Source organism: Pseudoalteromonas sp. CST2 (genome assembly GCF_028599385.1).
Lineage (GTDB): Bacteria > Pseudomonadota > Gammaproteobacteria > Enterobacterales > Alteromonadaceae > Pseudoalteromonas > Pseudoalteromonas atlantica.
In genome coordinates, this window is record NZ_JAQREO010000018.1 from 73975 (window position 1) to 86994 (window position 13020).

9 protein-coding genes and 1 pseudogene are annotated in these 13020 nt (G+C 41.4%); 1 reads left to right on the forward strand and 9 read right to left on the reverse strand.

Annotated elements, in window-relative coordinates; translation table 11 throughout:
• Positions 1 to 2: 2 nt before the first annotated feature.
• The 3 genes from ilvD to ilvG form a co-directional block, all read right to left on the reverse strand.
• The gene (gene ilvD / locus PSH41_RS18270; RefSeq protein WP_024032149.1) at positions 3 to 1859 is read right to left on the reverse strand and encodes a dihydroxy-acid dehydratase; all 1857 of its coding nucleotides are present in this window, start codon (positions 1857 to 1859) and stop codon (positions 3 to 5) included.
• A 105-nt stretch (positions 1860 to 1964) separates the two neighbouring features.
• Positions 1965 to 2207: an acetolactate synthase 2 small subunit gene (ilvM, locus tag PSH41_RS18275; protein WP_273589781.1), complete on the reverse strand. Its 243-nt coding sequence runs from the start codon at positions 2205 to 2207 to the stop codon at positions 1965 to 1967.
• Positions 2204 to 3853: an acetolactate synthase 2 catalytic subunit gene (ilvG, locus tag PSH41_RS18280; RefSeq protein WP_064386301.1), complete on the reverse strand. Its 1650-nt coding sequence runs from the start codon at positions 3851 to 3853 to the stop codon at positions 2204 to 2206. The genes ilvM and ilvG overlap by 4 nt, the downstream gene beginning before the upstream one ends.
• A gap of 865 nt (positions 3854 to 4718) precedes the next feature.
• On the opposite strand from ilvG, the gene PSH41_RS18285 reads away from it, so the two are divergent.
• Positions 4719 to 5597, forward strand: a complete 879-nt coding sequence (locus tag PSH41_RS18285; protein WP_138577667.1) for a TraB/GumN family protein — start codon at positions 4719 to 4721, stop codon at positions 5595 to 5597.
• A 36-nt stretch (positions 5598 to 5633) separates the two neighbouring features.
• Here the strand turns inward: PSH41_RS18285 and PSH41_RS18290 are convergent, their stop codons facing one another.
• The 6 genes and pseudogenes from PSH41_RS18290 to PSH41_RS18315 form a co-directional block, all read right to left on the reverse strand.
• A complete protein-coding gene (locus PSH41_RS18290) occupies positions 5634 to 7046 on the reverse strand; it encodes an ATP-binding cassette domain-containing protein (protein ID WP_273589780.1) in 1413 nt (470 codons plus the stop codon).
• A 77-nt stretch (positions 7047 to 7123) separates the two neighbouring features.
• The gene (locus tag PSH41_RS18295; protein ID WP_273589779.1) at positions 7124 to 8848 is read right to left on the reverse strand and encodes a response regulator; all 1725 of its coding nucleotides are present in this window, start codon (positions 8846 to 8848) and stop codon (positions 7124 to 7126) included.
• 158 nt (positions 8849 to 9006) lie between these two features.
• Positions 9007 to 11340, reverse strand: a complete 2334-nt coding sequence (locus PSH41_RS18300) for a fatty acid cis/trans isomerase (RefSeq protein WP_273589778.1) — start codon at positions 11338 to 11340, stop codon at positions 9007 to 9009.
• The gene (locus PSH41_RS18305) at positions 11337 to 11702 is read right to left on the reverse strand and encodes a hypothetical protein (protein ID WP_064386317.1); all 366 of its coding nucleotides are present in this window, start codon (positions 11700 to 11702) and stop codon (positions 11337 to 11339) included. Before PSH41_RS18305 ends, PSH41_RS18300 begins: the two co-directional genes overlap by 4 nt.
• Positions 11703 to 11820: 118 nt before the next feature.
• Positions 11821 to 12618 carry a VOC family protein gene (locus PSH41_RS18310; protein WP_273589777.1) on the reverse strand — a complete coding sequence of 266 codons (798 nt, stop codon included), beginning with the start codon at positions 12616 to 12618 and terminating at the stop codon, positions 11821 to 11823.
• A 268-nt stretch (positions 12619 to 12886) separates the two neighbouring features.
• Positions 12887 to 13020 (reverse strand): annotated as a pseudogene (locus PSH41_RS18315) (elongation factor Tu); the annotation flags it as partial.

Sequence of the window (13020 nt, forward strand, 5' to 3'; positions counted from 1 at the left end):
AATTAGCTAAGCTCCTCCAGTTTGGCTAAATCACGTACTGCGCCTTTATCGGCACTGGTTGCAAGTAATGCATACGCTTTTAATGCCGACGATACATAGCGGTCACGATCAAGCGGCTTATACGCTTGCTTACCACGCGCTAATTGCTTTTGTTTACGTGCTTCTAGCTCTTCATCACTTAATGCAAGGGTGATTTCACGTGTTGCGATATCAATGATAATTTTGTCGCCATTTTCAACATACGCAATGGCACCGCCACTTGCCGCCTCTGGCGATACGTGGCCGATTGATAAACCAGAGGTGCCGCCCGAGAAACGACCATCGGTGATCAAGGCACATTTTTCAGCAAGGCCTTTTGATTTTAAGTAGCTCGTTGGGTAAAGCATTTCTTGCATACCTGGGCCGCCTTTAGGGCCTTCGTAGCGAATAACCACAACATCACCGGCTTTTACTTCGTCGTTTAAAATGCCTTCTACTGAATCATCTTGTGATTCGTACACCACTGCGGTGCCTTCAAAATGCAGCATTTCGTCAACTACACCTGCGCTTTTAACAATACAGCCATCAACCGCTAAGTTACCTGAAAGCACAGCTAAGCCACCATCTTGTCTAAAGGCATGCTCAACACTACGGATACAACCATGCTCTCGGTCGTTATCGCCTTCATCCCAACGGCACTCTTGGCTCATTGCTTTTGTAGTACGAATACCGGCAGGGCCTGCACGGTAAAACTTTTGTGCTGCTTCGTTTGTAGGATCAGTCGCATCCCACTTTTTAACAAGCTCACCCATCGTCATACCCGCTACGTGGTTTACCGATAAATCAACTAAACCCGCTTTACCTAGCTCACGTACAATTGCCATCATGCCACCAGCGCGATGCACATCTTCTATATGGTACTCAGGTGTAGCTGGGGCCACCTTACATAAAAATGGGGTTTTACGAGAAAGCTCATCAATGTGCGACATATCAAAATCTACACCGGCTTCTTGTGCCGCTGCTAATAAATGCAATACGGTATTAGATGAACCACCCATGGCAATATCAACCACCATAGAGTTCATAAAGGCTGTTTTGTTTGCAATTGCACGCGGTAACACGTCGTGGTTGTCTTTTTGGTAGTACTCGCGGCACAAGTCAACAATGCGAGCGCCGGCTTCTACATACAGTTGCTTACGATCTTTATGAGTTGCAAGCGTTGTACCGTTACCCGGTAGTGCAAGGCCAATAGCCTCTAATAAACAGTTCATTGAGTTGGCAGTAAACATACCCGAACACGAGCCACAGGTAGGACACGCAGAGCGCTCTACTTGCTCTGAATCTGCATCACTTACTGTTTCATCAGCGCCTTTTACCATGGCATCAACTAAATCTAGTTTAATATCGATGTTAGCAAGTTTGGTTTTACCCGCTTCCATTGGTCCGCCCGATACAAAAATAACCGGTATATTTAAACGTAGCGCTGCAAGCATCATCCCTGGGGTGATTTTGTCACAGTTAGAAATACAGATCATCGCATCGGCGCAGTGGCCGTTAACCATGTACTCAACAGAGTCTGCAATTAAGTCGCGAGAAGGGAGTGAGTAAAGCATACCACCGTGGCCCATTGCGATACCGTCATCAATTGCGATGGTGTTGAATTCTTTTGGCACGCCGCCCGCTTGCGTGATTGTTTCAGCCATTAGCTCACTAAGCTGATTAAGGTGTACATGCCCTGGTACAAATTGCGTAAACGAGTTAACTACAGCAATAATAGGTTTACCAAAGTCGGTGTCGGTCATGCCTGTTGCGCGCCATAATGCACGTGCGCCTGCGCGTTTACGTCCTTCAGTTGTTGTTGCACTTCTTAATTTAGCCATAGTTACCTCTGTTTTGCCGCTGTGTAAGCGGGCATTCCTCATTCTAAAAATTGTTGAGTTACTGATGGTTATATTCAGTAACGCGTAAATGTGTTTCGTTAGCAGTTACACTGCTTGTTGCTGTAAATTTTCTAAGCTGATTTCTTTAACGTCTACCAACTTATTTAGCTGGCTGGTTAATAGATGAATAGGCTTATCGCTATCGACCGTCATTGCTATCGTATATTGAGCTTCATCGGTATTAAGCTGAAAATGCGTAAGGTCAAAACCACGGTGACGCACAACACGTAAAAAGCGCTCCACCGCAATACTTTGGTTTTTCAATGCAATAATTAAGCTGTGTTTCATTGTGCTTTCTCCGTAATCATTTCGTCATTTGCAGCCCCTGGTGGTACAAGCGGCCATACGTTTTCTTTATCATCTATACAGGCATGTAAAATATACGGCCCTTCGCTGTTTACCAGTGCAGTGATTGCATCGTCTACTTCGCTGGCTTTAGTAATAGTTTGCCCAGGAATACCAAATACTGCCGCTAACTGAACAAAATCAGGGTTATCTGAAAGATTGGTTTCAGAGTAACGCCCTTCAAAAAACAGTTCCTGCCATTGACGAACCATACCTAAGCGTTGGTTATCTAATATTAGTATTTTTACTGGTAAATTGTTACGACGTATAGTGGCAAGCTCTTGAATGTTCATCATGATTGAGCCATCACCCGACACCGTTATTACAAAATCGTCTGGGCGTGCTACTTGTGCGCCAATAGCCGCCGGTAAACCAAAGCCCATAGTGCCTGCGCCACCACTACTTAAGTGATTACTTGGGTGGTTAAATTTCATATGTTGCGCCACCCACATTTGGTGCTGGCCTACATCGCAGCACACTACGCCTGTTTTTGGCATACGCTGGCTTAACTGGTTCAATAAATACGGAGCAAATACTTTTTCGCCTGGGTAGTCATAACGCCACGCGTGTTTTTCGCTCATGAGCTTATTTGTATCGCACCATGCTTTAGGTGTTACAACACACTCAAGTGCGGGTAATGAGGTTTTTAGATCAGCAATTAAGGACGCTTTAGCAGGTTTGCGTTTACCTACTTCGGCCGCGTCAATGTCTAAGTGAATTACTTTTGCTTTAGCTGCAAATTTGGCTAAGTTACCCGTTACGCGGTCATCAAAGCGCGCACCTATACATACAAGTACATCACACTCTTGTACTGCTATGTTAGCCGCTTGTGTGCCGTGCATGCCTAGCATTCCTAAGTAGTGCTCGTAATCTGGTAACACACTGCCTAGCGCTTTTAATGTTGATACCGCTGGCATTTGTGTTTTATTTAAAAACTGCATTAACTCATTTTGCGCATCGGCGGCTTGCACGCCACCACCTACATACGCTACTGGCTGTTTTGCTTCAGTTAATAACTGGTTTGCAATGGCCACTTGGTTCAAATCAAGCTGTGGTAAATACTCATCAGCAGCTAACCAAGGTTTAAAAGGCACTTGCGCCATTTGAATATCTTTTGGAATATCTACAAGCACTGGGCCTGGGCGACCACTTTGAGCTAAGTGCATGGCTTCTTGTAATATTTCAGCTAAGTCTTCTGGGCGCTCTACCATGTAGCTATGTTTAGTACACGACAGTGACATACCTAGTACATCGACTTCTTGAAATGCATCTGAGCCAATAGCGGCAGTCGGTACTTGGCCTGTAATTGCTAATAATGGCACTGAGTCCATCATTGCATCGGCAAGTGCTGTTATTAAGTTAGTAGCGCCGGGGCCTGAGGTAGCAAAACAAACGCCTAATTTGCCTGTGCTGCGAGCATAACCCACTGCGGCAAAGCCAGCACCTTGCTCATGGCGAGTAAGGTAATGCTTTACAGGCGCGCCATACAGCGCATCGTAAATGGGCATAATAGCTCCGCCAGGGTAGCCAAATACTTCATTTACGCCGTGCTTGGCTAATAAATCGATTGTTAGTTCTGCGCCTGTCATTAATTAATCCTCATTCCTCAGTGACAACCCAATTACATACTTACTTAAAAACTTATAGCTAATACCAATCCGCAATAATACTTAATTATTTTTAGGGGGCTAAAAGTGTCGCTATCTGCGTTAAAAAATTCTCATTTAGAACAACTAAATAGCGAATTTTTTGCCTAGCTATCAACACGTTTATCTATCCTCAAAATAGATCACTTAATTAAGCGAATTGGTATAAAATTTTTAAAACTTTGTGCTTAAAACTAAAAAGCCCTCCGAACGGTTAGGTGCGGAGGGCTCTTTAATGCTTAAGTTTATAGCACTACGAAGCCCTCGCGGGAATAATCACCACGATAATAATCAGGACTAGGTTAAGTGCATTTGTAAGCATGTAATTAATACCAAAATGTGTTCATTTGTTACGAAGTAATACTCTTCGCTCTGTATATGTATTTGTACCGCGCTGAGGCGAGTAAGTCAACACCAAACTTAATTCAACAAAAGAGCAAAAAGCGACTTTAAACGGATTTTAAATTCACAAAAAAAGGCTTAAATGAAAAATCTATACCTTAATTTGCATCAAGTAAATTCACTAGCCACATAATAGCCGTATAGGGCTTGATTAATTTTTGATACATTGTAGTACAAATAACAGCGCAGCACGGTAAATAACTTAAAACTTTGCTAATTAGGCAGGTTTACTCCGCAAGCCCTATTACGCACCACTCAATTACATTCACCCAATTTAAACAAGGTGCCCTAGTGCAACTAAACTCATAAGCGCATTTAAAAGTGTTTAATATAACCAAATAGGTTTATTAAAGCGCTTTAATTTAAGCTAGTATTTAGGCAACTCAATTAGATTTAAGGACAAACCATGCAAGCCCTCACTCGAATTAGTCAGTTTTTTATATTGGCACTTTTTATAGCAACTAGTTTTAATAGTGTCGCAGCACCGGCATTATTTAAAGTAGAAAAAAACGGTACTAGCTCTTACTTGTTTGGCACAGTTCACGTAGGCGACGCCAGCATGAAAGGCTTACCAGAAAAAGTAACTAAGGCTATAGATCAAAGCGAGCAAGTTGTTGTTGAAGTAGATATTAGTAAACTCACGCCTTTGCAAATGCAGCAGCGTTCAATGCCCTTTATGATGCTTAAAGATGGCAAAACATTACAAACAGAACTCTCAAAACAAAACTACAATAAGCTTAAAGACTACTTTGCTAAAAAATCGATTGATATAGCTATGTTTAATGGCCTCAAACCTTGGGCTGTAATGGTAACCATGATGCAGATTGAATTTCAAAATGCAGGATTTTCTGACCAAACAGGCATAGACAAGCAAGTACTTGCTTACGCTAAAAAGCAAAATATCACGATTGGAGAGTTAGAAACGCTAGAGCAGCAACTGCAAATGTTTGATGGCATGGCTTTGCTCAGTAATGAAATGATTGAAGAAACGTTTGAACAGCTTGCCGATATTAATACTTATTTTATTAAGTTAGTAAACGCCTGGAAAAATGGTGATATGGATACGCTGACTGAATACTACAACATGAGTTTTGACGAGAGTAACTACGGTGAAATAAGCGAGCAAGTTATGCTAGTTAATCGTAATAATAAATGGGTGGAGCAATTAGTGCCTCGCTTAACTAACGAAAAGCTATTTATTGCTGTAGGCGCGCTGCACTTACCGGAGCAGCATGGTTTAATTAAACAGTTAACTGATGCAGGCTTTACCATTACTCGCCTATAACGTGGCGTTAAAGGTTGGGCATATTCAGCCCAGCCTTTAATTAAAATCTTCCATTTTTAAATAATGCTCAATCCCTTTAATTTTGTCTGCCGCATGGTGATTTACATAAATAACGGTGCTGGTATTTGCGGCACAAATTTTCTCTATTAAAATTAGTATTCGCTGTCTATTTGCTTCATCAAGCCCTAAGCAAGGTTCATCTAAAATAAGTAACGTGGGGTGTTTTACCATAGCACGCACTATTAATAGCATGCGCTGATCGCCGTATGAAAGTTGCGTAAATGAGCTATTTTGTTTATCGCCTAACCCAATCAACGCTAACCATTGCTTAGCTGTATTTACCTGTGACTCTGTTGGCTTTTGATATAAGCCAATGCTGTCGTAAAATCCAGAAATAACCGTATTCAATGCCGATATACTTACTCGATAATCCATATGCAGTGCATTTGATATATAGCCAATATGTTGTTTTATATCCCAAATACTTTCACCACTTCCGCGTTTAAAACCAAATACCTGAATATCATTGCTGTAGCATTGAGGGTTATCGCCAGTGATTAAATTTAATAAGCAGGTTTTACCTGAGCCATTTTTACCACTAAGTTGCCAGTGTTGATGTTTATTAATTTGCCAATTGAGATTTTTAAATACATCATCCCCAGCGTAGCTAACCTTTGTATTACTAAGCTTAACCAATGTATCGGCGGTATACTCTGCACGCCCTTGGGAGTCATCCGGTTGAGGTATTGCTAAAGCGGTATGGGTTAAATGCAGTAGTTTAAGCAAGTCAGCACGCTGCTCTGCGTTTGGATTATTAAGTACATGCTGCAACTGCCCCTGATTTACATAAGCGTAATGAGTAATAAACGGTGGGATTTCATCAAGCCTATTTAACACAAACACAAAGTTAATTGTTGAGCTAAGTGTTTCTAATAAAGTGTTTAGCACCTCACACGAATGTTTATCTAAGCCATCATATGGCTCATCTAGTACCACTAAATCAGCATGACTACTTAGCGCATTTATAAGTAGGAGCTTACGGGTTTCGCCGGTAGAGAGATCTCTAAAATGCCTATCTAAAAGGGCGCTGTAATTAAAGGCATCTATTAGTTTTGTACGTAACTCATGGTTGTAGCTACTATTTTGAGGGAAGATAAAATCTTTTACTAAGCTGTGATGTTCATGCTCAATTTCGTTTTTGATTAACTGCTTTTGCACATCAGATGACACAAGCTGCGTGCTATTAAAGGTACTTTTAAAAGTACCACTTTGCTGCTTAGCTTCACCCGTTAATGCGGCGCTCAATGCCGATTTACCTGCGCCATTAGCGCCTAGTAATAGCCAGTGCTCACCAGCATTCACTTGCCAACTTAAGTCATTAATTGTGAAACGGCTTTTACCTTGCCCTTTTAAATAACCACTAAATTGTTCAAATACAATACTTTGCACAATACTGCCTTCACCATAAGCTAAATAAACAACTTAACGTATAGTAAATTGCTTTAGCAAGCGTATTTAATTGCGTATTAATTTATTTCATTAGCTATGCACACATTTACTAATGCATCAGCCACTGCCTGCTTACTTATGGGTTTATGAATATGCTCACTCGCGCCATATTCATAAATTAAGTCCATGTCTTCGGCTGAGGTATTTGCTGTAACAACGATTATGGGCATGGTTTTATTTAGCTCTTTGCGTATTTTTTTAGTCGCTTCAAAGCCATCCATGACCGGCATGTTTAAATCCATAAACACCACGTCATAGTCAGCCTTACCTACCTTTTCGCAGGCTTCTAGGCCATTTACAACGCATTCATAGTCCACACCTAACGTTGCCAAAATACGTGTGAGTAACAAGGTGTTTAATTCGTTGTCTTCAACCACAAGGCAAAAAAGCTTTTTTTCGACTTCTCTTTCTGTTTGCTGGTTAGTAATTTCAATCGGCAAGTTAAGCGTAACATGAGCGCCACTCGCTGCGTTGTTTTTAAATGAAAGCGAACCATGCAGCGCTTTAACAACATACTGCGCCCGTGTTAATCCCGTTCTTAGGCCTTGAAAGTGGTTAGTTTGTTTAAATGAGTCAAACTCTAGTTCTGTTATTTCGCTAGAAAAACCACACCCACTATCATTAACGGTTAATTGTAATTGCGAGTTTTGCATGTTTGCAGCAACTTCAACCTCACCCTTGTCGGTAAACTTTATTGCATTGCTAATTAGCTCGGTTAATACATGCTGTAAGCGCTGATGATCTAACTTACAAAAACAATTAAGAGACTCATCAAAATGAGTGATTAATGTTAGCCCTTTTTGCTGCGCTGCATACTCATACGCCAGCACCACTTTGTTTATGGATTCTAAAAGGTTTTCGTTTTTAAGAATTGGCGCCCACTTTCCTGTGCTTAGTGCTTGTAGGTCTTGTAGCTCATCAAGCATAGATAGAAGTCTAAGGGCGCAGTAGCTTGCTTGCGTTTTAATATTTTGCTGCTCGGCATTGATGGTTAGCTCATCAATCGACGTAATTAATCCCTGTAACGGTGTTCTAAATTCGTGGCTTGCTCTGGCAATAAAGTGCTCTTTGTTTTGGCTCATTTGCGCTACAAAGTCCTTTTGTTTTTGAAGTGCTGTTAAGGTGCGTTCCACCTCTTTTTCCATCGGCATAAACACAAATCTTAGCTCAACGAGCAATAACACCATGGCGACTAACCAGCACAGCAATTCTAAATTAGACACGCGGTTAACTTTTTTCACTGCATGTTGCTCAAATAAAGTAACCGCGCGGTCAAGCTTAGCTAGCAGGTTTTCTACATGTGCTACGTTGAGCACCTGTGTGTCTACCTCGCCTTTTTGATACAGCAGCCAGCTAGCTTGGGCAATAAATTCATTCACTTCGCTATCTAGATTAGCTGGCTCAGAAAAGTATAACTTTACTAATTCTGGCGTTAAATAACGGTAACTACTACCTTGCTTGGTAAGTAATACCTCATGAGCTGTTTTAAATTGTGCGAGAGAGTGTTCGAGGGAATTGGTATGGGTAGCAACATCGATTCGTGATGAAAGAAGTGCATTGCTATGCCAAGCAATTTTTTGCGAGAGCATGCGCTGCTTACCTGCCATATTAATAATTTTAGCATCGTACTTTTGTACAGAAAAGCCATACTGCAGCAATAATGCTGAGCCACTTATTAACAGAGCAATAGCAATAAGCGCCCATCGGTAACGCTGTCTTACATTGGCAATAATTTTAAACATACAAGGCCGCTTTTTTATTTTAAGTGTAGCCTATATATAGAAAACTCAACATCAGCTTTAGTAATTATATAAATAAAAAGCCCAGTAACATGACTGGGCTAAATGTATTAAGTGTGAGGCAAAAAGGGCAATACTTGCGACACTTTTGTAATTACCAGTTAGCGATTTTCTAATCGGTTGTAGTCAAACATACCAAATTCAACGCCGCGATACTCTTTAGCTACTTGGTGCATTATGTCGCTGTATTTCCAAAACTCTGGATGTGAGCGACGAATACCAAATTTTACTTTTAATGCAGCATAATCTGCTTCAATTTGCATCATAGGTAATAGCTGTGCAAACTCACCCACTTCATTTTGATCATTTAAATACCAAATAGCCGCAGGGTAATCGCCAATAAAACCTGGCACTAGGGTGGCGGTATCTTCATCATAAGCGCGCTGCCCATCTTCATTTAATAAGCTGGAAATATTGTAATGCGCGTTGTGATGAATAAGCGTGTAAGCTTTATGTGAAGCATCGTCTTGCTTAACCAAAATATACGATAACTGCGGTAATAAATTTATAGCCTTAGCTGGCATATTGTTCAGTGCATTTAATGGCGTGGGTACTTTTGTGTAGTCGTAGTGCTCACTCAGTACTGGCGCTAAAGTTTGCTTAATTAGCCCATACAGCTCGTGTTGTGGATCATCCGTTTTATATTCAATACCGCTAGGTTGGCTAAACTCTCGGTTGTTTTTAAAAAACTTAGATAAGCTTGGCGGAGACTTTCTATACCAGCTTTTTTTAATTTGATGGCGCTTCGCTTCAGGCAATAAAGCCAAAAAGTTTTGCTCACCCTCTAAACGTAAAAAGTCCATGTATAGGCGGGTCACTAATTGGTGACCGATATTTCCGTATACATCAAAGCCTGCAACAAGTAAGTAATGAATACGCTCAAATAGCGCATAATCTAATACCCACATAGTTTTAGGCTCTTGACCAATAAAGCCTTTCACCACCGTGGCACTATCAAAATGGCGAAATATTGTAAGCGCTGCATTTTTGTTATGCCCTTCACCTTTCCACAATAGGTCGGTGGTTAAATGCTCTCCGTTTTTAAACATCTCGTTAGCCAGCTCAACTTTGGCTTGTAAGTATTTTTTCTCACGCACTGAGTATTTAACCCAGCTAGAGATAGGCAATGCATTGCTTTCTTCTGCTGCAGGTAATTCAAGGGCTTCTTCGTGCTGAAGCAACATATCTTCCACTGCTGGAGTCGCGACTTTTTCAGGGTCTGCAAAGGCAACCCAAAAATGATCGTTAATCACATTAAGTGCAATTTGGCCGCGGCATACAGGGCCCTTAATAAAGCCCATAATAATTAGCTCAGCTTCATCAAGCATAAATTGATACTTAGAATTAATAGGAATTACTTCAAACGTTTTAAAAGGATTAGATGCCGCCTCGCTCTTATAACTTGGCATTTTAGTAACCGTATAATCGGGAGCTATAAATTGCTCATAAATACGTGCAAGCTTTGCATCATCAAGCTTTAGCGGTAAATGTGTTTTTGATAAAACAGTTGAGCGGTCCTGTAGTAAACGGTAATACACACGGCTTACTTTAGGGTCATCGTATGGTCGGCGCGTATTAATTAACTTAATTTCTTCGCCTGGCGGCGTACTTGAACGAACCAGTTTAAAAAAGCTCTGTGGTTTATCAGAACCAAAATAAATATGGGCTAAAAACCAATGCTCGTAAATATAACGTGCGGCTAATTGGTATTTTAAGCTGTCTTGATTTAAAAACGCTTCCCAGTTTTTAACGTTTGTTAGCTCGGCTTTGGTGGGCGGTTTAATATGCGCCATTTTTCCACCGTCTTTAAGCCACTTTTGTAAATGATAAAATTCCTGGCTAGACACGCCCGGTAAACCGTAAGGCATACCGCCATGAGGCTGCTCTGCAGCTAAACGATCGAATTCTCCCATAGTGGCGCATGTTTGAGAGCGGCTAAGTGAAAAGTCAAATTCGTCATCAAGAATTTCATTCTCTGGTAACGGTGCACTTTGCTTAAGCACTAATGAATTAAATAACACCCCACCGGCAAGGTTTGCTTCTGGGTTTTGGTCACGTTCGTTAAGTACCGGAGTAAAGCCCTTTTTACGCCATTGCTCAGTGCTGGTTGCATCAAATAATAACCGGCTTGGTGTAGTGGCTAATAGCCGTGTACCATCGTAAACAAGCTCTTTACTTAGCCCTCTATCTATCCCTTCAGGGGACGAAAGCTTTAGCTGACAAGGCGCATCATAACAGCCATGGCATACTACACAGCGTGTATCTAGCACAGGTTTTACTTCTTGCAAAAACTCAGCACCAGCACCTGTATCATGCGGCACTATACGCTGCTGCGTTTGTTCATCACCAAATAAGTCGTTGTAGTGAGCATTGCCTAAATAAGCACACCCGCTGAGGATAATAAGAACGAATGTGCTGATCAGAATTTTTTTCATTCTTCATCCTCATCACCCAGGTCGAAGGTTGGCATCATATCCATTTGTGGAGAGACAAAAGTCTGGTTGTCGTGGGTATTTAACACCACACTTAACAGTGGGCCGTGGGTCAGCGTTATTTGTGCATCGTGCTCTTGGTTTAACAACGCATTAAATTCGCTGCTATGCGGTGCAAGCTCATACTCTTTTAAACTAATAGCGATACTGCTATCAGGTGCTGGGTTTTGGCATATCTGCGTCAGTAGCTCATCATCAAGAGCAAATGAAATGTCTAAATCGGGCTTTTCTAAATCTCGCTCACTAAGCGACTCATTTAAAATAAATAACGGTAAGGTTAATTTACTATCTTGTTCAAATTCCATTGTACTCTCTTGCTGACTGACGGTGTAATTACCCGCCATTATAGCAAAAAAGCACATAATTACTGCGCCTAAATAACCACACTAAAGTCTAAAATTTAGCCCTACGCGCTGTTAATAACTAAGCTTTAATATCATCCATTGCCGATTCAATAATAGAAAATACAGCCCCTTGAGGGTCGCAAATAACACTAAAACGCCCTACATCAGGAATATCTGTAGCAGGTACACACACTTGCCCTCCAAGAGTCGCCGCTTTTTTTACATAGCTATCGCAGTTATCCACGGCGAAGTAAATCATCCAATGGGGAGGTACGTCTAGTGGCCACTCATCAGTCATTTGTAGCATGCCTGCTACGGGCTTACCTGCAACTAAAAACAAGCTGTAATCCATACCTTCCATAGGCTTTGTTTCACTTTTCCACCCCAGTAGTTCACAGTAAAAATGACGGCTTGTTTCACTATCGCGCGTTGCCATTTCATGCCAATAAGGCGTGTTGAGCTCACAAGGACGCTTACATCCTATATGCTCTTTACCTTGCCACAATGCCACCGTGGCACCCGCGGGATCTTTAAGCATTAACATACGCCCTGCATCCATAACATTATGAGGGCCTGCTATAATTTGCGCACCGAGCTCTTGCGCCTTAATTGCACATGCATCAACATCATCTACGGCAATATAGGTAAGCCAGTAGCTAGGCGTAGAGCCCACTTGCTCTTTAGGCATTTGATACATGGCAGCAATATCGTCACCTTGCTTTTGTAGCATAGTGTAATACTCATCATCGCCAATGGGCTGATCATCATTTCCCCACTCAAACAACGAGGTATAAAAAGCTTTCCCGTCTTGCCAATTATGAGTACACAGTTCAGCCCAGCAAAATATACCTTGCGGATAATTATTTTTATTATTCATCGCCCATTTCCTGTTGTAAATTTAAGCCATTTTTAGCTTAGGCTAATACCCTGTAAGTGTCGATAGTTATTCACTGAATAAGCACCTCCTTATACATCAGTGACCACTTCGACTTGGGCTTTGTAAAGCCAACCCAAACAACATTATTTACATTAACGCCAAGCAGCTAAAAACTGATAGCTAAAATCTAATCACTTTTCTTCAGGCATTAAAAAACCCGAGGCTAAGCTCGGGTTTTTATAGTATTAATTAACTTAAACGTTAACTATTACTCTACGATAGTTGCTACAACACCAGCACCTACAGTACGGCCACCTTCACGGATAGCGAAACGAAGACCTTCGTCCATCGCGATTGGCGCGATTAGAGTTACTGTCATCTTAACGTTATCACCAGGCATTA

Bases quoted from the DNA above. Each gene is read 5' to 3' on its own strand.
- ilvG (WP_064386301.1), bottom strand. From the start codon at position 3,853: ATGACAGGCGCAGAACTAACAATCGATTTATTAGCCAAGCACGGCGTA.
- ilvD (WP_024032149.1), bottom strand. From the start codon at position 1,859: ATGGCTAAATTAAGAAGTGCAACAACAACTGAAGGACGTAAACGCGCA.
- PSH41_RS18285 (WP_138577667.1), top strand. From the start codon at position 4,719: ATGCAAGCCCTCACTCGAATTAGTCAGTTTTTTATATTGGCACTTTTT.
- PSH41_RS18295 (WP_273589779.1), bottom strand. From the start codon at position 8,848: ATGTTTAAAATTATTGCCAATGTAAGACAGCGTTACCGATGGGCGCTT.
- PSH41_RS18300 (WP_273589778.1), bottom strand. From the start codon at position 11,340: ATGAAAAAAATTCTGATCAGCACATTCGTTCTTATTATCCTCAGCGGG.
- PSH41_RS18310 (WP_273589777.1), bottom strand. From the start codon at position 12,618: ATGAATAATAAAAATAATTATCCGCAAGGTATATTTTGCTGGGCTGAA.
- ilvM (WP_273589781.1), bottom strand. From the start codon at position 2,207: ATGAAACACAGCTTAATTATTGCATTGAAAAACCAAAGTATTGCGGTG.
- PSH41_RS18305 (WP_064386317.1), bottom strand. From the start codon at position 11,702: ATGGAATTTGAACAAGATAGTAAATTAACCTTACCGTTATTTATTTTA.